Below are 21,925 nucleotides of genomic sequence, written 5' to 3'. Positions count from 1 at the left end.
CATGGAGAAGATTCCTCACAGCGACGTCAACGACACCGGCAAGATCCCGCGGATCGTTCCCGATCTCGACAGGGAGACGTCACTTCCAGCCGCTGAGATTCCTGAGATTCTCATCATTACGGGCATGTCCGGAGCGGGCCGCTCACGGGCCGGCGCGACGCTGGAGGATCTCGGCTGGTACGTCGTCGACAACCTGCCGCCGCGGTTGCTCAGCGCACTGGCGGGCATGATGAGCCCCGCGGGGGAGAAGGCCGTGCGCCGCCTGGCGGCGGTCGTGGACGTTCGCTCGCGCGGATACTTCCAAGAACTTGTGGGCGTGCTCGACGAGCTGCAAGAGCGCAAGCTCGACTACCGGATCATGTTCCTCGACGCCCGAAACGACGTGCTCGTGCGCCGGTTCGAATCGGTTCGCAGGCCGCACCCGCTGCAGGGCGATGGTCGCCTGCTTGACGGCATCGAGCGCGAGCGCACCGTCCTGACCGAGCTGCGCAACCGCGCGGACATCTTTATCGACACCTCCGATCTCACCGTCCATGACCTCTCCCGCAAGATCCGCTCCGGTCTGCAGGAAGCGGGCACGGACAACCCGCACGTGACGGTCATGTCCTTCGGCTTCAAGTACGGCTTGCCAATGGATGCGGACCACGTGGCCGACGTGCGCTTCCTGCCTAATCCGTATTGGGTCTCGGAACTGCGGCACCTGACGGGCAGGGATGAGCCGGTGTCGAACTTCGTGCTGAACATCGATGGCGCGGAGGAGTTCATTCAGGGCTACGCGGATCTGCTCGAGCCCATTTTCGAGGGCTATCAGCACGAGCTCAAGCCCTACGTGACCATCGCGATCGGCTGCACCGGCGGTAAGCATCGCTCCGTGGCCATGAGCGAGAAGCTCAGCGAGATCATGCGCTCACGCGGCCACAGCGTTCGCACCCTGCACCGAGATTTGGGGCGCGAATAATGGCTGCACGGTCGAACTTTCGAGACGCCAAGGTCGTCGCCCTCGGCGGCGGACACGGCCTGTACGCCACGTTGAGCGCACTTCGGCTGCTCACCCCGAACATTGAGGCGATCGTGACGGTCGCCGACGACGGTGGCAGCTCCGGCCGGCTACGCGAAGAGTTCGATATTTTACCCCCGGGTGATTTGCGCATGGCACTGTCCGCGCTGTGCGACGACGGCGAGTGGGGACTGACGTGGAGAGACGTCCTGCAATACAGGTTCGATTCCGACGGTCCGCTCAACGGCCATTCGCTGGGAAACCTGCTCATCACCGGCGTGTGGGATCTGCTCGATGACCCGGTTCGCGGCCTCGAGCTCGTCGGCCGGCTCCTCGACATCAAGGGGGCCGTGCTCCCGATGGCGGCCACACCGCTGCGGATCGAGGCGGATATTACCGATAGCGACGGCGATCGCACGATTAGCGGCCAGGTTGCGGTTGCAACGTGCAAAGCCGAGATCAAGCGGGTTCGTATCGTGCCCGAACATCCGCCCGCCGTCCAAGAGGCGATCGACGCCATCCTTGACGCCGACTGGGTGATCTTCGGGCCCGGCTCCTGGTTCACCTCCGTCATTCCGCACCTGCTGGTGCCCGACCTCTACGAGGCGCTTATCTCGACGGCGGCTCGGCGAGCCCTGATCATCAATCTTGTCCCGGACGACGAAACGCGCTCGCTCACGGCGTCGGACCACGTGCGATCTTTTCAAGAACACGCGCCGAGCCTGACTCTCGACGCCGTCCTCATCGACGAAAACACGGACATCGAGTGGGACGACCTTCGCGCCGTTGCCGCAGATACTGGCGCGGACGTCGTCGCCCGCCCGCTGGCCGATCGGCATCATCCGGATCGCCACGATCCACTTTTCCTTGCATCGGCACTGCGAGAGCTTCTTAACAACGACTCGGGTACTACTGACGGTTCTCACCGATAACGTAGACTGACTCAGCTTGATTGAACCTTGTGTTTTTTGGAGGAACGATGTCTGCCTTGACGACGACGGTCAAAGATGAATTGTCGGCGGTTTTTCCGCGAGTTGCGTCGTCGATGACCGCTGAAGTGTCGGTGATGTTCCGGTTTGCCGGCGGCCTGCACATTAATGGCGGGATCGTCACCCTTCAGGCAGAACTCGACCATCCGGGCGCTGCGCGCCACCTGTGCGATCTCATCAAGAAGCTCTTTAGCTTCGACGCCGACCTGCTCGTGGTCAAGAACGCGGGCCGCACCGGCAACACCTACGTCGTGCGCATCGCCCACAACGGCGAGCGTATCGCGCGACGCCTTGGACTTCTTGACCCGCATGGCCGGCCGGTTCGCGGTCTGCCTCCGCAGATTGTTGGCGGAACAAAGGCTGATGCGGCAGCGGCGTGGCGCGGTGCGTTCCTCGTCCGCGGCACGCTGTTGGAGCCGGGCCGCAACGCGGCACTGGAGATTACGTGCCCATCGCTTGAAGCCGCGTACGGCATCGGTGGCCTTGCACGCCGCATGGATATTCCATACCGTGCGCGCGAGGCCAGGGGAGCCTTCCGCGTGGATATCCGCGAGGGCGACGCGATCTCGGACATGCTCACGCGCATGGGATCGAATGACGCCGTGATCAGGTGGGAAGAACTGCGCACCGAGAGGGAAGTGCACGGCCAGGCCAACCGGCTGGCGAACTTCGACGACGCCAACATGCGCCGCTCGGCCGACGCGGCCGTCGTCGCCGTCATCCGCGTCAAGCGAGCCTTCGAGATTCTTGGCGACGACGTGCCGGCCAACTTGCGCGAAGTAGGGGAGTACCGCATCAAGTACCCCGAGGATTCGCTGAACATGCTCGGCGATCGCCTCGACCCGCCGGCCACCAAGGATGCGGTGGCCGGCCGCCTTCGCAGGCTGAACACGATGGCAGATAAGCGAGCCCAGGAGCTCTCGATTCCAGACACGATGGAGGCCGTCGGCGAGGTTCGGCGCTCATCGTAAAGAAATCGTCAGGCATTCGCGCGCGGTCTTGTCAGCCATGCGTGAAAGGTTCGCTTCATTCCCCTTTAGTCCCTATTGATTGGACTGCGATCAGGGTAGAATCCTTACTGAAACGAAAGCGGCCCCGCGAGACGCGAGCCCGGGATCGTTACGGGAATTTCCCGTTCATCCATTAGCAACGTGTGGAATCTCCACACAAGGAGGATAAGAGTGACCATTAAGGTTGGAATCAATGGATTTGGCCGCATCGGCCGTAACTTCGCTCGTGCAGTTCTTGCACAGGGTGCAGACGTCGACATCGTTGCAGTCAACGATCTGACGGACAACAAGACGCTCGCACACCTGCTGAAGTACGACTCGATTCTCGGCAAGCTCGACGAGGAAGTCACGTTCAGCGAGGATTCGATCAAGGTCGGCGACAAGACGCTGAAGGCCTTCGAAGAGCGCGATCCTGCAAACCTTCCGTGGGGCGACCTCGGTGTTGACATCGTCATCGAGTCCACCGGCCGCTTCACCGATGCAGAGGCTGCTAAGGCACACATCGATGCAGGCGCCAAGAAGGTCATCATCTCGGCACCGGGTAAGAACGAAGACATCACCGTTGTGATGGGTGTCAACGATGGCGACTACGACCCCGAGAACCACCACATCATCTCCAACGCATCGTGCACGACCAACTGCCTCGCTCCGATGGCCAAGGTCCTGAACGATGAGTTCGGAATCGTCAAGGGTCTCATGACCACGATCCACGCCTACACGGCTGATCAGAACCTCATGGACGGCCCGCACAAGGATCTGCGCCGTGCGCGTGCGGCTGCTCTGTCGATCATCCCGACGAGCACCGGTGCAGCTAAGGCTGTCGCTCTGGTCATCCCTGAGCTCAAGGGCAAGTTCGACGGCTTCGCCATGCGCGTTCCGGTTCCGACCGGCTCGGTGACCGACCTGACCTTCGAGGCTGACCGCGAGGTCACCGTCGAAGAGGTCAACGCCGCAATCAAGAAGGCTGCTGAGGGCGACCTCAAGGGCATCCTCGAGTACACCGAGGATCCGATCGTGTCGAAGGACATCGAGAGCCACCCGGCTTCCTCGATCTTCGATTCGCAGCTGACCCGCGTGATCGGCAACCAGGTCAAGGTCGTGTCCTGGTACGACAACGAGTGGGGCTACTCGAACCGCCTCGTTGATCTCGCCGTCCTCGTTGGTGAGAAGCTCTAAGACATAACGTGAGCCAAGTGCCCGCACATGAGATGATCATGTGCGGGCACTTTCACAGAGCGACCTGCACGCTGACAACACTAGGAGATAAAACATGAGGACCATTGATTCGCTAGGTGATCTCGCCGGCAAGAAGGTCTTTGTTCGATCGGACTTCAACGTTCCGCTCGATGATGACAAGAATATTACTGACGACGGCCGCATCCGGGCCGCGCTCCCAACCCTGACCCGCCTAGCCGACGCCGGTGCGAAGGTAATCGTGTCCGCACATCTTGGCCGCCCCAAGGGCGAGGTCAAGCCAGAGTTTTCGCTCGCACCCGTTGCTGAGCGCCTGGGCGAGCTGCTTGGCAAGGACGTCAAGCTGGCAGAGGACACCGTCGGTGAATCCGCAAAGGCTCTCACCTCGCAGATGGAGGCCGGCGACGTCGTTCTCCTCGAGAACGTTCGCTTCGATCCGCGCGAGGATTCAAAGGACGATGCCGAGCGGGAGGAACTTGCCAAGGAATACGCAGCTCTTGCTGACGCGTTCGTGTCCGACGGCTTCGGTGTTGTTCACCGCAAGCAGGCCTCGGTTTACGACATCGCCAAGGAACTTCCGTCGGCCGCCGGCGAGCTCGTCTTCAAGGAGATCGCCTCGCTGTCGAAGGCCACGAATGATCCGGATCGTCCCTACACCGTAGTTCTTGGCGGTTCGAAGGTGTCCGACAAGCTCGGCGTCATCGAGAACCTGCTGGAGAAGGCAGACCGTCTCCTCATTGGTGGCGGCATGGCCTACACCTTCATGAAGGCACAGGGCAACGAGGTCGGCACCTCGCTCCTCGAAGAGGACTTCGTGGAGAAGGCAGGGGAGTACCTAAAGAAGGCGAAGGATAACGGCGTCGAGATTCTTCTTCCCTCCGACAACGTGACCGCTCCGCGCTTCGATGCTGACGCACCCGCGTCGATTTACGACACCGGCCTTATGCCCGAGGAAGAGATGGGCCTCGATATTGGCCCCGACACCCGGGCACGCTACGCCGAAGCGATCGCCGATTCGAAGACCGTCGTATGGAACGGCCCGATGGGCGTCTTCGAGTTCCCGGCATTCGCGCAGGGCACGGCAGCCATTGCCGAGGCCATGCAGAACGCTAAGGGCTACACCATCGTCGGCGGCGGCGACTCCGCCGCGGCAGTGCGCACCCTCGGTTTCGACGAAGACAAGTTTGACCACATTTCCACCGGTGGCGGCGCCTCCCTCGAGTACCTCGAGGGCAAGGAACTCCCCGGTATTGCAGTTCTGGAGGACTAATGACACGCACACCACTGATGGCTGGTAACTGGAAGATGAACCTCGATCACCTCGAGGCCATCTCCCTGGTTCAAAAGCTCGCCCTGACGCTCAAGGATCTCAAGCACGATTACGCGACGACGGAGGCGGCCGTGATCGTGCCGTTCACCGACATCCGCTCGGTGCAGACCCTCGTCGACGCCGAAGAGTTCGACCTCGGCTACGGCGCACAGGACGTCTCGATCCATGACTCGGGTGCATACACGGGCGAGGTCTCGACCGACATGCTCTCGAAGCTTGGCTGCTCGTACGTCGTCGTCGGTCACTCCGAGCGCCGTGAGTACCACAACGAGTCGAACGAACTCGTGGGCAAGAAGGCCAAGAAGGTTCTCGACGCCGGCATGACACCGATCATGTGCTGCGGCGAGGCGCTCGAGGTCCGCAAGGAAGGTCAGCAGGTTGACTTCGTGCTCGGCCAAATCGACGAGATGCTTGCCGGTCTGACGGCCGACGAGGTCGCCAAGTCCGTCATCGCCTACGAGCCCATCTGGGCTATTGGCACGGGCGAGGTCGCGACCCCGGAGGACGCCCAGGAAGTCTGTGGCGCGATCCGCGGCAAGGTTGCCGAACTCTACGACGACGCGACGGCCGAAGCCGTGCGCATCCAGTACGGCGGCTCCGTCAAGTCCTCGAACGTCAAGGACATCATGGCTCAGCCGGACGTCGACGGCGCACTCGTTGGAGGCGCATCGCTCGACGCGGATGAGTTCGCAAAGATTGTGACCTTCCAGGCGTAGTCCGAGATAGGCTTCACATTCGTGAGGGGGACCGGGTTTCGATCCGTCCCCCTCACGTGCTATACACTTGGCAGGTATAGTTTTCCGGCTTTTTGAATGGACAGTGACTCAACGTGGACCCGCTTCTCATTATCAGCGTCATCCTGCTCGTGATCTCAAGCCTCCTTCTCGTTGGCTCGATCCTGCTCCACAAGGGCCGCGGCGGCGGTATCTCTGACGTCTTTGGCGGCGGGATCTCCACCTCGATGCGCTCCTCGGGCGTTGCTGAGCGCAACCTCAACCGCATCACGGTGGGCGTGGCGCTCGTGTGGACGCTGTCGGTGGTTTTCATCGGCCTCATCACGAAGGTGTCCTCCTAGAGCCGTAAATCAGGCCCTCGAGGCCTAAGTTTGGCACTGCTCCGACGCATAACAAGAAGGCGCACCCGGACGGGCGCGCCTTCTCTTTTTATTCTGGTTCCCAGCCTCAGTTCACGAGGGGGAGCCCCTTCTGGATGACGTCAGCGAACTCCAGATCGTCGTTCACGGTGCGCAGCTCCTCAATGAGCTGAGCCTGAAGCGTGCGCATCGGCATCGCGACCTGAAGATCGGATCGGCCGGGGCGGGCCAAGATCGCGACGTCCCCATCGCGCGGGCGAGAGATCGAGAGCGGGCCCGATTCACGCTGCATCACCACGGAATCGATCCCCGCGCTGTCGCAATGCTCGAGATGGACGGGCACGTTAAGGCGCAGGGCAAGCCATCCGGCGAGCAGGTTCGCGCCTCCGCGGTTCGTGTTGCCGTACACCTCGGCGGCCGTCACCTCTTCGTGCGGCGACTCGTTAAGAAGCGCAGCGAGCTGCGAGCGCCAGATGGTGATGCCTGCCCACGTCAGATCCGTATCGCCAGACGCCCTGTTCTGGGCGAGCGCGGTCAGACTAGCCACCGGGTTACGGGTGGCGTTCGCGTTCGTGATCCGGCGCGAGGAGACTTTACCCAGACCCGTCTGCGCCGGATTCGTCGGCGCTTCCTGCACCCACCATGTGAACACGCGAGCATCGGGCAGCAAGAGCGGCAGGACTAGGGAGACCTTGTTCTCGCCGGCGCCGTTGTATGGCCGCAAGATGACGACCTCCGCCACGCCCACCTGCTCGCGATGAACGAGTTCGGCATCCAGGCGCGGTGCGCCGTCGTTCTCGTCGGAGGGAGTATCGGGCAAGAGGATGATGATGCGCAACGGGTGTGCCTGCGCGACGTCGACGGCGGCTTCGGACACCGCGCGGACCCCATCATCGTCCTTGACGACGGCGATGAGGTTGAGGACTTTACCCAGTGCGCTTGAGCCGCCTTCACCGCGCATGCGTTCGAGTTCGCGGGCGGCCAGAGCAGATGTTGTATTCGTCAGTATTGTCATGAGATCTCCTAAGGCCGGCGCCAGGCTCGGCCGTCCTGAGCAAGCATCTCATCGCTTGCATGCGGACCCCACGAGCCGGATTCGTAGGTTTCGATGGGTCGGGCGGCGTACTCCCAGTAATCAGTGACCTGATCGATGAGCTTCCAGGACAGTTCGAGTTCCTCCTGCTGAGGGAAGAGCGGGGGATCGCCGAGCAGCACATCGAGGATGAGTCGCTCGTAGGCCTCTGGCGCGTATTCGGTGAACGCGTGGCCGTAACCGAAATCCATCGTCACATCGCGCAGAAGCATTTGTGCTCCCGGCACCTTCGAGCCGAACCGGAAGGTCACGCCCTCATCTGGCTGGATTCGGATGACGAGGGTGTTCGCGCCCATCGCAGCCGTCTGTTCGTCCGTGAACGGCAGGAACGGCGGTCGCCTGAACTCGAGAGCAACCTCCGTCACGCGCCGCCCCAAGCGCTTGCCAGCGCGCAGGTAGAACGGCACGCCCGCCCAGCGGCGAGTGTCGATACCGAGCCGCAACGCGGCGTACGTGTCCGTGCGCGAACCGGGGGCAACGCCGTCCTCGTCCTTGTAAGACGTGACGAAGGTTCCGCCTTGCCAGCCTTCCGTGTACTGGGCGAACACCGATGAATCCGCCGGCGTTCCGAAAAGGTGAGTGGCCTTGAGGACCTTCTCCTTCTCGATGCGAAGCGCCTCCGCGTCGAAGGATGTCGGCTCTTCCATCGCGGTCAGCGCGAGCAACTGAAGCAGGTGATTTTGCAGAACGTCGCGCGCCGCGCCAACGCCGTCGTAATACCCGGCGCGCGAGCCGATGCCAATGTCTTCAGCCATGGTGATCTGGACGTGATCCACGTGTGCGTTGTTCCAGATCGGCTCGAACAGCTCGTTGGCAAAGCGCAGGGCGAGGATGTTCTGGACGGTTTCCTTACCCAGATAGTGGTCGATGCGGAAGATCGATTCGGGTTCAAAGACGTTCGTGACGACGTCGTCGAGCTCGCGTGCCGATTCAAGGTCATGTCCGAACGGCTTTTCGATCACGACGCGGCGCCAGCCCGAATCCTGATTGTCGAGACCGGCGCTTTTTAGTTCCGTGAGCACCTGCGGGTACAGACCAGGCGGGATGGCGAGGTAGAAGGCGTAATTTCCGCCCGTCCCGCGTTCTTGTTCGGCGCGCGTCAATTCGTCGTTGAGCCGCTGGAAGGTCTCGGGGGAGTCGTAATCACCTTGGACTACGCGGAAGCCGGCCATGAGCTGGCGCAGGGTCGTCTCATCGATGCCCGTCTTGGCTCCCTCGCGGATCGCGTCTTCCACCCACACGACGAGGTCCTCGATGCCCTTCTTCGGGCGCGCGACCCCGATGAGGGTGAACGATGCCGGCAGCAGGCCTCGGTGTGCGAGGTCGTATATCGCCGGCAGGATTTTCGTCTTCGACAAGTCGCCCGTGATGCCAAACAGCACGAGTCCGTTCGGACCTGCCACGCGCTGCATGCGCGTGTCCGCGTCCGAGATAAGCGGATTGATCCACTCGTTGGTGTCCATACGTTTCCACCTTGGTGATTGGAGTAAAAAGCAGGGCGGCCCGTTGCCGAGCCGCCCTGCCGTCAACGCAGTTTACAACGTTTAGGAGTTCATTGCGTCCTGCACCGTATTGATGAGATCCTCCCACGAGACCTCGAACTTTTCGACGCCCTCATCTTCAAGCTGATCCGTGACGTCGTCGAAATCGATGCCCAGCAACACGATGTGGTCGATCGTGTTCTTAGCCGACTTCAGGTTCGGGCGAATCGTGTCTCCACCGCTGAGATCAGCATGATCCTTCGTGGCCCACAGCGTGTTCTCCGGCATGGTGTTGACCAGATACTTGGACACGAGCTGGTCCACGTACATCGTGGGGGAGTAATCGGGGTTCTTCACGCCCGTCGACGCCCACAGCGGCCGCTGAAGATTCGCACCCTCGTCAGCTAGATCACGGAATCGCAGCGACTCCTCGAAGTGCTTGATGAACGCGGCATAGGCATTGCGGGCATTGGCCACGCCAGCCTTTCCGCGCATACCAAGGGCGCTCTGGCCGCCGATCTTCTCGAGGCGAGCGTCCACTTCCGAGTCCACGCGCGAGACGAAGAACGACGCCACCGAGTGGATCTGGCTGAGGTCAAGACCCTTCTTCTGAGCTTTCTCCAAGCCCGTCAGATACGCGTCCACGACTTCCTCGTAACGCTTCACGGAAAAGATCAGGGTCACGTTGACCGAAATGCCGTCCGCAATCGCGTCGCGAATCGCTGGAAGACCAGCCTTGGTTGCCGGGATCTTGATCATCGCATTCGGGCGATCGATCTTGGCCCACAGCTCCTTGGCCTGCTCGTAGGTGGGTGCGGTGTTGTTGGCGAGTCGAGGATCAACCTCGATCGACACGCGACCGTCGTAGCCACCCGTGGCCGAGTAGAGATCCGAGAACAGATCGCACGCACGGCGCACGTCATCCGTGGTGATCTCGGTGATGATCTCTTCGGCGCTCAGGCCTTCCTCGGCCAGGCGCCGCACGTCCTCCTGGTAATCGTCGGAGGCGGAGATCGCCGCCTCGAAGATCGAGGGGTTCGTGGTCACGCCCACCACGGCATGGTTGTGGATGAGATCCTCGAGATTGCCCGAGTTCAGGCGCTGGCGAGATAGGTCATCAAGCCAGATAGACACGCCCTGATCGGAGAGTTCGTGAAGTTTGCTCATTGTCGGTTCCTAGTTCTTTGCAGCTTCGATAGATTCCTTGGCGTACTTCACGACGTTCTCGGCGTTCATGCCGTACTTCTTCAGGAGCATCGTGCCCGAGGCCGATTCGCCGTAGTGGTCAATGCCAATGGTGCGGCCGGCGTCGCCGACGATGCCCTTCCAGCCGAACGTCGTGCCAGCCTCGATCGAGACGCGGGCCTTGATGTCGGATGGGATGACGGACTCGCGGTAGTCCTCATCCTGCGCGTTGAACCACTCGAGACACGGCATGGACACGACGCGCGCGCCGATGCCTTCCTTCGCGAGCGCCTCGCGGCCTTCGAGCGCCACGGCAACTTCGGAGCCGGTGGCGATGAGAACGACGTCGATCTGCTCGGCGTCCGCCAGGACGTAGCCGCCCTTCAGCACGCCTTCTGCGCTGGCGAGGGTGTCGCCGCTGGCGTCGCCGTCACCGCGCTCGAAGACGGGCAGGTTCTGACGGCTGAGCACGAGGCCCGCCGCGCGGTCGTAGTGGCCGAGGATTCCTCGCCACGCCTGCGCGGTCTCGTTTGCGTCGGCCGGGCGGACGATATCCAATCCCGGGATCGCGCGGTAGGACCACAGGTGCTCGATCGGCTGATGGGTCGGGCCATCCTCGCCACCGCCCACCGAATCGTGCGTCCACACGAACGTCGAGGGAGCCTTCATCAGGCCAGCGAGACGAACGGCGGGGCGCATGTAGTCGGCGAACACGAAGAAGGTGGCGCCGTATGCGCGGGTCAGGCCGTGCAATGAAATGCCGTTGACGATCGAGCCCATGCCGTGCTCGCGCACACCAAAGTGAAGGTTACGGCCATACTTCTCACCCGGGAACATCTCCGAGGAGCGCTTCTCCGGGAAGAAGGACTTGTAGCCGTCCATGATCGTGTTGTTCGAGCCCGCAAGATCTGCCGAGCCGCCCCACAGTTCGGGGAGAACGTCAGCGATGGCGTTGAGCACCTTGCCCGATGCGGCACGCGTTGCCAGCGAGGAGCCGGCTTCGAAAACGGGGAGGTTCTCTTCCCAGCCCTCGGGCAGTTCGTGAGCCTGAACACGATCCAGAAGCTTCTTGTGTTCGGGATTCGCCTGCGCCCATGCGTCGAACTTCTCGTCCCACTCCGCGCGAACGCGCTTGCCGTTCTCGGCGGCCTGGGTGCGTGCGTGCTCGAGGACCTCGGGATCGATGTGGAAGGTCTTGTCCGGGTCAAGGCCGAGGATCTCCTTCGTCGCCCGAATCTCGTCCTCACCAAGCGCCGAGCCGTGAGCCGCGCCGGTGTCCTGAGCGTTCGGAGCCGGCCACGCGATAATCGTGGACAGGCGGATGAAGGACGGCTTGTCCGTGACCTTCTTAGCCTCTTCGAGCGCGTTGTACAGCGCCTCGACGTCCTCCTTGTAATCGCCACCATTGACCCAGTCCACGTGCTGGGTGTGCCAGCCGTAGGCCTCGTAGCGCTTCGTCACATCCTCGGAGAACGCGATGGACGTATCATCCTCGATGGAAATGCGGTTGTCGTCCCAGATGACGATGAGGTTGCCCAGCTCCTGCGTGCCCGCCAGCGAAGACGCCTCGGAGGTCACGCCCTCCTGCATACAGCCGTCGCCGCCAATGGCGTAGACGTAGTGGTCGAAGGGGCTTTCGCCCTCGGGGGTACCGGGATCGAAAAGCCCATGCGAACGGCGCGAGGCCATCGCCATGCCTACCGCAGTGGCGATTCCCTGGCCGAGCGGGCCGGTGGTGATTTCTACGCCCTTGGTGTGCCGGTACTCGGGATGGCCCGGGGTGGCGGAGCCTTCCGTACGAAGCGCGGCGAGATCGTCCATCTCCAGGCCGTAGCCGGCGAGGAACAGCTGAACGTACTGCGTGAGCGAGGAATGCCCGGCAGAGAGCACGAAACGGTCGCGGCCAAGCCACTGATCATCAGTCGGGTCGTTGCGCAGGACCTTCTGGTAGAGCAAGTACGCGGCGGGAGCAAGCGATATCGCGGTTCCCGGGTGGCCGTTGCCGACCTTTTGGACAGCATCTGCGGCGAGAACACGGGCGGTGTCCACGGCCCGCTGATCTAACTCGGACCATTCAAACGTCGTCATGTAAATTCTCCTTATGGTTGCGAGGACACGCGTTTCTGTCTAGTCACCGTGCCTATATGATCTATCTTACTTGGTAATACAGTGCGGGGATGAGCATCAATGCCTAAGAATTCTGACCAAAATTCTACCTTTGGTGACTTCGCGCGGGATATTCACCAGTACCTTGCTCATTTGAGCGTTGAGCGTTCGCTATCTGCCAACACAATTGCGGCATATCGCAGGGATATCGGGCACTATGTGAGCCATCTCAAGGCTCGCAGGGTGCGCAATTTTGCGGATGTGTCGGAGGAGGACGCGGCCTCATTCGTCGACTACCTTCGCAGCGGTCGCGGCGGGAAAGCGATGGCGACGTCCTCGGTTGCCCGGATGGTGACCTCCATTCGGCGCTTGCACGAGTTCCTCCTGCTCGAGGGGCGCACCGCCTCAGACCCGACGGCCCAGGTTCGACCACCCAAACAGGGGGAGCGGCTACCCAAGGCCATCACCATCGCCCAGATGAACGCACTCATCGACGCGGCCAGCGTGGGCGAGGGCCCGATTCCGCTTCGCGACCTCGCGCTCGTCGAGATTCTGTACGGCACCGGAGCGCGCGTATCCGAGGCAGTGCGGTTGACTCCCGACGACGTCGACCTCGACTCCGCGACCATTAAGCTCTTTGGCAAGGGCCGCAAGGAGCGAATCTTGCCGCTCGGGCGGTACGCGATCGAGGCGATCGAGCAGTACCTCGTGCGGGGTCGGCCGGAGCTGGCGGCCAAGGGCTCTGGCAACCCCTACCTGTTCCTCAACAAGCGTGGTAACCCGCTCTCGCGTCAGTCGGCGTGGACGGCCATTCAGGAGATCGCGCAGCGGGCCAAGATCGACGACGTCTCGCCCCATACGTTCCGCCACTCTTTCGCAACTCACCTGCTTCAGGGTGGCGCGGATGTGCGCATCGTTCAAGAAATGCTCGGCCATTCGTCGGTGACGACCACGCAGATTTACACGAAGGTCACCACGCAGACGATCCGGGAAATGTATGCAAGTTCCCACCCACGGGCGGTTCATCGATGAAACGATTGCCACATCGGGTAGATTAGGAACGTGACTCCTGTACAGACTGATCTTCTAGATGAACTAGATCCGGATGGCGATTTCCCGCTTCCGCCCGATCTGGATTCCCACGGGCCTGCCCGCGTCATTGCGATGTGTAACCAAAAAGGCGGCGTCGGAAAAACGACGACGTCGATCAACCTCGCCGCAGCCCTCGCCGAGTATGGGCGCAAGGTTCTCATCGTCGACTTCGATCCGCAGGGAGCCGCGTCTGCCGGCGTCGGCATCAATGCCATGTCGCTCGAGCGCACGCTGTATGACGAGATGCTCTCGGCAAAGCCGGACGTCACGCGCATCATTCACCACACGTCGACGCCGAATCTCGACATCGTGCCCTCGAACATCGAGCTGTCCGCGGCCGAGATTCAACTCATCAACGAAGTGGCTCGAGAGCAGTCGCTCATGCGTGTACTGCGCCCCGTCGTCGACGCCTACGACGTCATCATCGTGGATTGCCAGCCATCACTTGGTTTGTTGACCGTGAACGCGCTGACGGCGGCACACGGCGTGATGATCCCGCTCGAAGCCGAGTTCTTTGCCATGCGCGGCGTGGCGATGCTCGTCGATCAGATTGAACGCGTCCAGGATCGACTCAACCCGCAGCTCCGGATCGACGGGGTGCTGCTGACGATGGTGGACAAGCGCACCATCCACGCCCGCGAAGTCATCGCGACGATTCGCGAGCAGTTCGGCGAGCGCGTGTTCGACACGGAGATTCCGCGCACGGTGCGCTTCCCCGATGCGACGATCGCCGCCGAGCCGATCACCACGTATGACCCGAAGTCGAAGGGCGCCCAGGCCTATCGCCGCCTGGCCCGCGAGCTCATTTCCCGTGGTGGTTCGCCCTAGTGCGCGCGTCGGCGTCTGAGGACCTGTTCAGCTCCGATGAATTTGCCGTCGAGCTCGACGTCTTCTCGGGGCCATTTGAGGTTCTCCTCAGCCTGATCTCTCGCAAGAAGCTCGACGTCACCGAAATCGCGCTGTCCGAGGTCACTGACGAGTTCCTCGCGTTCGTGCGCAACCAGGACGAGGCCGAGCTTTCGCAGATGTCCGAGTTCGTCGTCGTCGCTGCAACGCTCCTTGATATGAAGGCCGCGCGCCTGTTGCCACGCGAAGAAGTCGACGAGGAGGACCTCGAGATTCTCGGGGCGCGCGACCTCCTGTTTGCCAAGCTGCTCCAGTACAAGGCCTACAAGGACGTGGCAGCAGATTTGGCGGCCACGCTCGGCGTGCAGTCGCTGTCCACACCTCGCGACGTGCCGATGGAAGACCATTTCCGCCAGATGCTTCCGGAGGTCGATCTGCGGATCAACCTCGACGATCTGGCCATGCTGGCAGCTCGCGCGTTCACGCGTACGCCTGAAGAGATGACCTTCGATCATCTCCACGATCCGCTCATCCCGGTCGAAACGCAGGTGGCGTACCTGCGCGAACGGCTCGTCGTGGGGGACAGGGTGTCGTTTACGAATCTGTGCGCGGAGGCGCACTCGGTGACGATGGTTGTCTCTCGATTCTTGGCGGTGCTCGATATGCTCCGGTGGGGCGAGCTGCGCGTGGAGCAAGACGGGCCGCTATCCACACTTTTCGTGGTGCGAGTAACCGATGAGGTGCCTGAACCCACCGACGACGAGTGGGATGAGGAGAGCGAGGAAAGTAATGAGTGACGAATTTCAACGCGGTGCGATCGAGGCGATCCTCATGGTGGCTCCCGATCCGGTGCCGCTTGCCCAGCTCGCCGGCGTCATCGAAATGTCGGAGGCGGACACGGACTCGCTCCTTCGCGAGATGGCTCGCGAATACGCCGATGACCAGCGAGGATTCGACCTTCGCGAGGTCGGCGGCGGGTGGCGTATGTACTCCCATCCGCGATACTCGGAGGTGGTCGGAGAGTTCGTGACGAATGCGCAGTCCTCCAAGCTGTCTGTCCAGGCGCTCGAGACCCTCGCCGTCGTCGCCTATCGCCAGCCTGTTACCCGCGCGCAGATCGCGGCCATTCGAGGCGTTGAGGTAGACTCTGTTGTTCGAACTTTGGTGACCAGAGGCATGATCGAGCAGGTAGGACAGACCGCTGCAACCGGTGCCAGCCTGTATGCGACCACCCAACTCTTCCTTGAGAAGATGGGGATGAACTCGCTCGAGGAACTCGCGCCTCTCGCACCGTACCTTCCCGACGATACTGATCTCGATGATTTGGAAAAGGAGCTCCTATGAGCCGCCGCGCACAAGACCTACACGACCCGAATGGCGAACGCCTGCAAAAGGTACTCGCACACGCGGGCGTTGGCTCGCGCCGTGCGTGCGAGGAGTTGATTGAGCAGGGCCGGGTGAGCGTCGACGGCGTCGTGGTGCGTCAGCTTGGTATCCGCGTTAATCCTGAGACGGCCGTCCTTCACGTCGATGGCAACCGCGTGCAGCTCGATCAGGACAAGGTGACCCTCGCGCTGTACAAGGAGCGCGGCGTGGTCTCGACGATGAGCGACGATCAGGGCCGCCCGACCTTGGCGGACTACGTCGAGGATCGTGTCGAGCGGCTCTACCACGTGGGCCGCCTGGACGTGGAGACCGAAGGCATTATTTTGCTGACCAACGACGGCGAGCTCGCACATCGTCTCACGCACCCGTCGTTCGAGGTACCGAAGACGTACATTGCCCGCGTCGAGGGAACCGTCACGCGCGGTCTGACCAAAGTACTCGAGCAGGGCATCACCCTTGAGGACGGCCCTGTGAAGGTTGACCGCTTCACGCTTCGCGAGGCGGGCCGCAAGCACTCCATCGTGGAGATCGAGTTGCACTCTGGCCGCAACCGAATCGTGCGCCGAATGATGGAAGAGGTCGGATTCCCCGTGATTGACCTCGTGCGCACCCAGTTCGCAAATATTCAGATCGGGCGCCTGCGCCCGGGTCAGGTCCGCACGGTTGGCGGCTCAGAACTCGGCGCGCTCATGAGCATGGTGGACCTGTGAACGACGCGGTTCTGACCGAATCCCCGGTGCTCGTCATTGGCGCGGGGCTCCTCGGTACGTCCATCGCGCTACGCCTTCGCCGCGCGGGCGTTGACGTTTACCTGGAAGACGCATCGCCAGTCGCGGCGTCACTCGCTCGCGACTTGGGGGCGGGCTCGATCGAGCCGGTCGCCGAGCCGAAGATCGTCGTCGTCGCTATTCCTCCGGACGTAACCGCGCCCGTGGTGCGCCAGGCATTGGACCGCTTCCCGAACGCGGTGGTGACAGACGTGGCGTCCGTCAAGGATCGGATCCGCCAGGAACTTATCGACCACCCAAGCGTGGATCGCTGGGTGGGCTCTCATCCGATGGCCGGCAAGGAGCGCTCGGGAGCCATTGCCGCGGACGCGGACCTGTTCGTCGGGCGGCCGTGGGTGATCAGCGCGGACGAGCATACGGCGACGAGCGCCATGCACACGATTCGCACTCTTGCCGTTGACATGGGCGCGACGCCGGTCATGCTGGATGCGGCCGAGCACGACCACGCCGTCGCCCTCGTCTCGCACATGCCCCAACTAATGAGTTCCCTCGTCGCGGCTGCGCTCAAGGAGGCGCCCGCCGAGGCGATGGATCTGGCGGGTCAAGGTCTGCGGGACGTCACGCGCATCGCGGAGTCGGATCCGCTGCTGTGGACGTCGATCATTCACGCCAACCGCGCGCAGATTGTTCGCGTGCTGCGCGGGATGTCGGCCCGGCTGGGCGCGCTCGTGTCGACTCTCGACCGCGAGGACGCCGGGCTGGATCGCATATCGGCACTCATCGCGGACGGCAACGCCGGGGTCGCGCGTATCCCTGGCAAGCACGGCGGCGCACGGGCGAACTACGCCGAAGTGATCGTCTTGATTCCCGATGAGCCCGGCATGCTTGGCAGATTGTTCGCCGAGATCGGTGAGCTCGGGATCAACATTGAAGATTTGGAGATGGAGCACTCGGCCAAACAGCAGGTGGGCCGCGTGATCGTCTCGGTAATGCCGCAGCAGGCCCTCCCGCTTGAACGCGGGCTGGAACAGATGGGATGGAGAGTCGTGAGAACCGAATCGTCGCAGCCGCTCGTGATCGCCATTGATGGACCCTCGGGCTCCGGCAAGTCCACAGCCGCCAAGGCCGTGGCGGCCAAGCTCGGATTGTCCTACCTCGACACCGGCGCCATGTACCGCGCCGCCACGTGGTGGGCGCAGCACGAAGGCGTTGATCTCGATGACCAGCCCGCCGTCGTCGCAGCAACGCAGAACATGCCCCTGTCGATCGATCTCGACCCGCGCAACCCGCGATTCATGGTGGGCAATGACAACGTCACCGCCGCCATTCGCGACCCGCAGCTGGCAAAGGTCGTGTCCAAGGTGGCTGTGAACCTCGACGTGCGCACGGAGCTCGTGCGCATGCAGCAGGCAATCATCGCCGAGGAACAAACCGCCTCGGGACACTCGCAGGGCAGGGGCATCGTGGTGGAAGGACGCGACATCACCACCGTCGTCGCCCCCGACGCGCCCGTGCGCGTTTTGCTCACTGCCTCGGAGGAGGCACGTCTTGCTCGGCGCGCCCTCGAAACTCGCGGTGCGACCGATGAGAAAGCGATCGCCGACACGCGAGACGAAGTGCTGCGCCGCGACCGCGACGATTCGACCGTGTCCAACTTTACGACCGCGGAAGACGGCGTGACAAAGGTCGACTCGTCGAGCATGACGATCGACGAGGTCGTTGACGCCGTCATTTCGCTGATTCCGGAGACCTACCGTGACTAACGACGAACTTGAGCCAACGAACGACGTCGAATTCGACGGTGACCTCAATCCGGAGTACGACGAGCAGCAATACGAGCTCATGCGCGCCTCGCTCGAGGACTACGAGCTTGACGACGACGACCTCTCGCTCATCGACCTCGACCTCGCCGTGCCAGACGCGGAGCCTGCGCCGACAGCCCCCGTGCTGGCAATCGTGGGACGCCCGAACGTTGGCAAGTCGACTCTCGTGAACCGCATCGTCGGAAAGCGTGTGGCAGTTGTGCAGGATACCCCGGGCGTGACGCGTGATCGCGTGTACTACGACGCCGAATGGAACGGCCGCCAGTTCACCGTGGTGGATACCGGCGGCTGGGAGATCGACGTCAAGGGGATTGACCTGTCGGTTGCGAACCAGTCCGAGACGGCGATCAGGGAAGCCGACGCCGTCATGCTCGTCGTGGATGCAACGGTGGGCGTAACGGACGCCGATGAACGAATCGTTGAGCTCATTCGCAGGTCCGGCAAGCCAACCGTGTTGGCGGCCAACAAGGTGGATTCTGAGCAGCAGGAAGCGGATGTCGCTTACCTGTGGGCACTTGGCCTCGGCGAGCCGTTCCCGGTCTCTGCCCTGCACGGGCGCGGATCGGGTGAGTTGCTCGATGAGGCCATGCGAATCCTGCCCAAGGTCTCGGGCGTGCGCAGGGAACGCCCCGGCGAAGGCCCGCGCCGCATCGCACTGGTGGGCAAGCCCAACGTTGGCAAGTCGTCACTTCTTAATCAGCTGGCGGGGGAGAATCGCGTCGTCGTCGATGATACCGCTGGAACGACTCGCGATCCGGTCGACGAACTCATTGAACTCGACGGCGAGCTCTGGACGTTCGTGGACACTGCCGGTATCCGACGCCGAGTGCACCTTCAATCGGGTGCGGACTACTACGCCTCGCTCCGCACTCAGCGCGCGCTCGCAAACGCGGAGCTCGCCCTCGTGCTCATCGATGGCTCGGCGGACCTGAGCGAGCAAGATATTCGCATCATGCAGCAGGTTGTCGATTCCGGCCGGGCAATGGTGCTCGTGGTCAACAAGTGGGACCTTGTCGACGACGAGCGGCGGCTCATCTTGGACAAGGAGCTGGACCGGGAATTGGTTCAACTGCCCTGGGTTGAACGCGTCAACATTTCGGCGGAGACCGGCTGGCATACCAATCGCCTGGTGCGCGCCATGAATCGCGCTCTTGCCTCGTGGGATAAGCGGATTGCGACCGGTAAGCTCAACGCCACGCTGGGTGAACTTGTGGCGGCCAACCCGCATCCGGTGCGGGGCGGCAAGCAGTCGCGCATTCTTTTTGCGACTCAGGTGGATGTACAGCCGCCGCGTTTCGTGCTGTTCACGACCGGATTCCTCGATCACGGCTACCGCCGTTTTATTGAACGGCGATTCCGCGAAACGTTTGATTTTACCGGTTCTCCGGTAGAAATCGCCGTGCGTGAGCGCCAGCGCCGACAGCGTCGGTGATAAAACTCCCATATATCTGGGCAGATGCGCGATAATGGGGTTATGGCAAAGAAACGAATTGGAATACTGACCGCCGGCGGAGACGCACCGGGGCTGAATGCGGCAATCCGGGGTTTTGGCAAGGCAGCGATCGGAAAATACGGCTGGACGCTGCTTGGCTTCCGTGACGGAATGCGCGGGCTGGCTGAGAACCGCTACGTTGAACTTGATCGGTCGATCCTGTCTGGAATTTTGACGACAGGTGGAACGATGCTCGGCACCTCGCGGGATAAGGTCCACAGAATGATGGTGGATGGCGAGCGGCGCGACATGATCCCCACGATCGTCGAGAACTACGAAGAAGCCAAACTCGACGCGCTCGTGTGTCTGGGTGGGGGAGGGACGGCGAAGAACGCCCACCGTCTCGCCGAAGCGGGTCTCAACGTGGTTCATCTGCCCAAGACGATCGATAACGATATCCTTCACACCGATTCGTCGTTCGGGTTTTCAACGGCGCTCGAAATCGCGACTGAGGCCGTCGACCGGTTGCATTCGACCGCCCATTCGCATCATCGCATTATCATCGTGGAACTCATGGGCCATCGCGCCGGATGGCTGGCGCTTGGCGCGGGTATCGCCGGGGGCGCCGACGTCATTCTCATTCCCGAGATTCCCTACCACGTGGAATCTGTGATCGACATGATTAAGAGGCGCCAGGCTCGCGGGTCCACGTTCTCCGTTGTTGCCGTGGCCGAGGGCGCTATGCCGATCGAGGAGGCGCAACAGCTCGAGTATGCGCGTTCGCTTGTCAAGGACGCGTCCTCGCCCGAGGCGAAGGCGATCGCGAAGAAGTCCGTGAAGGAAATTGAGAATGCTCACCGTGGCACCTCACTTGCGTTGGCTGAGAAGCTTGAGGCCGGTACTGGACTTGAAGCTCGCGTGACGATTCTGGGACACGTCCAGCGAGGTGGTACGCCCAATGGTGCGGATCGATTGCTGGCGACTCGGTTGGGCGTTGCGGGTGCCGATGCCATTCATGATGGCCATTTCCACGTGACGGTTGCGGACCGCGGGGAAGGCACCGAGCTCGTCGATCTTGATGAGACGGCGGGGAAGGTCAAGTATGTTCCCACCGATCACGAGTGGATTCGTGCCGCGCGTGACGTGGGCACCGCAATGGGCGACTAGTGGAGGTCGCAGGCGTCATTTTCGACGACGACGGCCGGATTCTCGTCCTGCGTAAGCGCGGCGGAGCCCGGTTTACGCTTCCCGGTGGGAAACTCGAGGAAGGCGAGACCGCCGTGGAGGCCGTGATCCGGGAGGTGGGTGAAGAGCTAGGGCTCAAACTGGATCCCACACAGCTCAGTTTGCTCGGCTCCGTTCAGGGCATGGCCGCGAACGAAGCCGACACTGCGATCCGCTCCACCGTTTTCGTGTGCACTGACGTGGTGCCAACTGGCATCCACGCCGAGATCGACGAAGCTCGCTGGATCGACGCTGACATTGACCCAGCCAGCCACGAGGCACGGAATGTGAGCAAGCTTCTGACCACCGAAATCCTTCCGCTTTACAACGGCGCAGGGCTGCGAAACATCCAGCCAAGTAGGTGACGGTTCGCCGCAACCCAGCGGTATGTCCAGCGCGCGCCAAAAATCAGCGGCGTGTGCATGATGACCGTGGCTATTCGAGCTAGCCAGGTCGGCCCGTGTTGGAGCGCCCCAAGGACCGCGTCGGCGCCTGCGCATACCCGACGATCAGACACCAGCCATGCTTCTCGCTGAGCATCTGCGGCGGTCAATCCCCACGACGCCAAGTTCGCATCGGTGTATGCCAGCGCATCGACGTCGACACCGCGTTGCTTCGCCCACCTCACCCCACGCATGCAAAATTCGCAGTGCGGGTCGTAAAGGAATGTCTCGCGCATACATTCAGTTTACCGGCCGGGTGGAGTGTGTTGTGGTCAATGAAACCCCTTGTGACGACGTGGGGTCACGGACTCACTTCCATAACGCCGCCTTATTACAGGTTATGAAGATCTCGACGAAGCGGTCTCATACGTTAGATCAAACGCCAGTAATTTTACGCAAAAGGAGGCGACTATAGCGCTCAATAACATTTCTACCGTTTGTGAGTCTTTGGTCGACGAAGCTGCAACACCTGA

General features: G+C 62.1%; 21 protein-coding genes. 16 read left to right on the top strand and 5 right to left on the bottom strand.

Features of this window, described 5'->3' with window-relative positions; translation table 11 throughout:
- Position 1: 1 nt before the first annotated feature.
- From rapZ to secG, 7 genes are all read left to right on the top strand, one after another.
- Positions 2–958, top strand: coding sequence for an RNase adapter RapZ (gene rapZ / locus ACHFFR_RS03635; protein ID WP_394262916.1), 957 nt, complete (start codon positions 2–4; stop codon positions 956–958).
- Positions 958–1,929: a uridine diphosphate-N-acetylglucosamine-binding protein YvcK gene (gene yvcK / locus ACHFFR_RS03630; RefSeq protein WP_394262915.1), complete on the top strand. Its 972-nt coding sequence runs from the start codon at positions 958–960 to the stop codon at positions 1,927–1,929. The genes rapZ and yvcK overlap by 1 nt, the downstream gene beginning before the upstream one ends.
- Positions 1,930–1,976: 47 nt before the next feature.
- A complete protein-coding gene (gene whiA, locus ACHFFR_RS03625; RefSeq protein WP_394262914.1) occupies positions 1,977–2,957 on the top strand; it encodes a DNA-binding protein WhiA in 981 nt (326 codons plus the stop codon).
- A 210-nt stretch (positions 2,958–3,167) separates the two neighbouring features.
- Positions 3,168–4,172: a type I glyceraldehyde-3-phosphate dehydrogenase gene (gap, locus tag ACHFFR_RS03620; RefSeq protein WP_394262913.1), complete on the top strand. Its 1,005-nt coding sequence runs from the start codon at positions 3,168–3,170 to the stop codon at positions 4,170–4,172.
- Positions 4,173–4,266: 94 nt separating this feature from the next.
- Complete coding sequence (locus tag ACHFFR_RS03615; protein ID WP_394262912.1) at positions 4,267–5,460, top strand: phosphoglycerate kinase; 1,194 nt, start codon at positions 4,267–4,269, stop codon at positions 5,458–5,460.
- Positions 5,460–6,236: a triose-phosphate isomerase gene (tpiA, locus tag ACHFFR_RS03610; protein ID WP_394262911.1), complete on the top strand. Its 777-nt coding sequence runs from the start codon at positions 5,460–5,462 to the stop codon at positions 6,234–6,236. The genes ACHFFR_RS03615 and tpiA overlap by 1 nt, the downstream gene beginning before the upstream one ends.
- 113 nt (positions 6,237–6,349) lie before the next feature.
- On the top strand, positions 6,350–6,595 hold the full coding sequence (gene secG / locus ACHFFR_RS03605; RefSeq protein WP_394262910.1) for a preprotein translocase subunit SecG: 246 nt from the start codon (positions 6,350–6,352) through the stop codon (positions 6,593–6,595).
- A 106-nt stretch (positions 6,596–6,701) separates the two neighbouring features.
- On the opposite strand, the gene ACHFFR_RS03600 is transcribed toward secG, so the two are convergent.
- The 4 genes from ACHFFR_RS03600 to tkt form a co-directional block, all read right to left on the bottom strand.
- A complete protein-coding gene (locus tag ACHFFR_RS03600) occupies positions 6,702–7,628 on the bottom strand; it encodes a glucose-6-phosphate dehydrogenase assembly protein OpcA (protein WP_394262909.1) in 927 nt (308 codons plus the stop codon).
- Positions 7,629–7,636: 8 nt separating this feature from the next.
- Positions 7,637–9,169, bottom strand: coding sequence for a glucose-6-phosphate dehydrogenase (zwf, locus tag ACHFFR_RS03595; protein ID WP_394262908.1), 1,533 nt, complete (start codon positions 9,167–9,169; stop codon positions 7,637–7,639).
- Between the two features lie 81 nt (positions 9,170–9,250).
- A complete protein-coding gene (gene tal / locus ACHFFR_RS03590) occupies positions 9,251–10,354 on the bottom strand; it encodes a transaldolase (protein ID WP_394262907.1) in 1,104 nt (367 codons plus the stop codon).
- Positions 10,355–10,363: 9 nt separating this feature from the next.
- A complete protein-coding gene (gene tkt, locus ACHFFR_RS03585; RefSeq protein ID WP_394262906.1) occupies positions 10,364–12,460 on the bottom strand; it encodes a transketolase in 2,097 nt (698 codons plus the stop codon).
- 99 nt (positions 12,461–12,559) lie between these two features.
- Between tkt and xerD the strand changes: the two genes are divergently transcribed.
- The 9 genes from xerD to ACHFFR_RS03540 all read left to right on the top strand — a co-directional run bounded on the left by xerD (position 12,560) and on the right by ACHFFR_RS03540 (position 21,374).
- Complete coding sequence (xerD, locus tag ACHFFR_RS03580) at positions 12,560–13,510, top strand: site-specific tyrosine recombinase XerD (protein WP_394262905.1); 951 nt, start codon at positions 12,560–12,562, stop codon at positions 13,508–13,510.
- 30 nt (positions 13,511–13,540) lie between these two features.
- Positions 13,541–14,398 carry a ParA family protein gene (locus ACHFFR_RS03575; RefSeq protein WP_394262904.1) on the top strand — a complete coding sequence of 286 codons (858 nt, stop codon included), beginning with the start codon at positions 13,541–13,543 and terminating at the stop codon, positions 14,396–14,398.
- Positions 14,398–15,213, top strand: a complete 816-nt coding sequence (locus ACHFFR_RS03570) for a segregation and condensation protein A (protein WP_394262903.1) — start codon at positions 14,398–14,400, stop codon at positions 15,211–15,213. The genes ACHFFR_RS03575 and ACHFFR_RS03570 overlap by 1 nt, the downstream gene beginning before the upstream one ends.
- The gene (scpB, locus tag ACHFFR_RS03565; RefSeq protein WP_394262902.1) at positions 15,206–15,760 is read left to right on the top strand and encodes an SMC-Scp complex subunit ScpB; all 555 of its coding nucleotides are present in this window, start codon (positions 15,206–15,208) and stop codon (positions 15,758–15,760) included. Before ACHFFR_RS03570 ends, scpB begins: the two co-directional genes overlap by 8 nt.
- Positions 15,757–16,512 carry a pseudouridine synthase gene (locus tag ACHFFR_RS03560; RefSeq protein ID WP_394262901.1) on the top strand — a complete coding sequence of 252 codons (756 nt, stop codon included), beginning with the start codon at positions 15,757–15,759 and terminating at the stop codon, positions 16,510–16,512. Before scpB ends, ACHFFR_RS03560 begins: the two co-directional genes overlap by 4 nt.
- A complete protein-coding gene (locus ACHFFR_RS03555; protein WP_394262900.1) occupies positions 16,509–18,293 on the top strand; it encodes a prephenate dehydrogenase in 1,785 nt (594 codons plus the stop codon). The genes ACHFFR_RS03560 and ACHFFR_RS03555 overlap by 4 nt, the downstream gene beginning before the upstream one ends.
- A gap of 79 nt (positions 18,294–18,372) precedes the next feature.
- Complete coding sequence (der, locus tag ACHFFR_RS03550; protein ID WP_394262967.1) at positions 18,373–19,785, top strand: ribosome biogenesis GTPase Der; 1,413 nt, start codon at positions 18,373–18,375, stop codon at positions 19,783–19,785.
- Positions 19,786–19,827: 42 nt separating this feature from the next.
- Positions 19,828–20,952, top strand: a complete 1,125-nt coding sequence (locus ACHFFR_RS03545) for a 6-phosphofructokinase (protein WP_394262899.1) — start codon at positions 19,828–19,830, stop codon at positions 20,950–20,952.
- Complete coding sequence (locus ACHFFR_RS03540; RefSeq protein WP_394262898.1) at positions 20,952–21,374, top strand: NUDIX domain-containing protein; 423 nt, start codon at positions 20,952–20,954, stop codon at positions 21,372–21,374. Before ACHFFR_RS03545 ends, ACHFFR_RS03540 begins: the two co-directional genes overlap by 1 nt.
- Here the strand turns inward: ACHFFR_RS03540 and ACHFFR_RS03535 are convergent.
- A complete protein-coding gene (locus ACHFFR_RS03535) occupies positions 21,332–21,646 on the bottom strand; it encodes a hypothetical protein (RefSeq protein ID WP_394262966.1) in 315 nt (104 codons plus the stop codon). The two genes, ACHFFR_RS03540 and ACHFFR_RS03535, sit on opposite strands and share 43 nt — an antisense overlap.
- Between the last annotated feature and the right edge of the window lie 279 nt (positions 21,647–21,925).

It is taken from the genome of Trueperella sp. (genome assembly GCF_043424875.1).
Lineage (GTDB): Bacteria > Actinomycetota > Actinomycetes > Actinomycetales > Actinomycetaceae > Trueperella.
This window is presented reverse-complemented; position numbering and strand designations above follow the sequence as displayed.

What these genes read in the sequence shown, in the direction of transcription:
- rapZ (WP_394262916.1), top strand. Translation starts at nt 2, where the DNA reads ATGGAGAAGATTCCTCACAGCGACGTCAACGACACCGGCAAGATCCCG.
- yvcK (WP_394262915.1), top strand. Translation starts at nt 958, where the DNA reads ATGGCTGCACGGTCGAACTTTCGAGACGCCAAGGTCGTCGCCCTCGGC.
- whiA (WP_394262914.1), top strand. Translation starts at nt 1,977, where the DNA reads ATGTCTGCCTTGACGACGACGGTCAAAGATGAATTGTCGGCGGTTTTT.
- ACHFFR_RS03615 (WP_394262912.1), top strand. Translation starts at nt 4,267, where the DNA reads ATGAGGACCATTGATTCGCTAGGTGATCTCGCCGGCAAGAAGGTCTTT.
- tpiA (WP_394262911.1), top strand. Translation starts at nt 5,460, where the DNA reads ATGACACGCACACCACTGATGGCTGGTAACTGGAAGATGAACCTCGAT.
- ACHFFR_RS03600 (WP_394262909.1), bottom strand. Translation starts at nt 7,628, where the DNA reads ATGACAATACTGACGAATACAACATCTGCTCTGGCCGCCCGCGAACTC.
- zwf (WP_394262908.1), bottom strand. Translation starts at nt 9,169, where the DNA reads ATGGACACCAACGAGTGGATCAATCCGCTTATCTCGGACGCGGACACG.
- tal (WP_394262907.1), bottom strand. Translation starts at nt 10,354, where the DNA reads ATGAGCAAACTTCACGAACTCTCCGATCAGGGCGTGTCTATCTGGCTT.
- tkt (WP_394262906.1), bottom strand. Translation starts at nt 12,460, where the DNA reads ATGACGACGTTTGAATGGTCCGAGTTAGATCAGCGGGCCGTGGACACC.
- xerD (WP_394262905.1), top strand. Translation starts at nt 12,560, where the DNA reads ATGCCTAAGAATTCTGACCAAAATTCTACCTTTGGTGACTTCGCGCGG.
- scpB (WP_394262902.1), top strand. Translation starts at nt 15,206, where the DNA reads ATGAGTGACGAATTTCAACGCGGTGCGATCGAGGCGATCCTCATGGTG.
- ACHFFR_RS03560 (WP_394262901.1), top strand. Translation starts at nt 15,757, where the DNA reads ATGAGCCGCCGCGCACAAGACCTACACGACCCGAATGGCGAACGCCTG.
- der (WP_394262967.1), top strand. Translation starts at nt 18,373, where the DNA reads ATGCGCGCCTCGCTCGAGGACTACGAGCTTGACGACGACGACCTCTCG.
- ACHFFR_RS03545 (WP_394262899.1), top strand. Translation starts at nt 19,828, where the DNA reads ATGGCAAAGAAACGAATTGGAATACTGACCGCCGGCGGAGACGCACCG.
- ACHFFR_RS03535 (WP_394262966.1), bottom strand. Translation starts at nt 21,646, where the DNA reads ATGCGTGGGGTGAGGTGGGCGAAGCAACGCGGTGTCGACGTCGATGCG.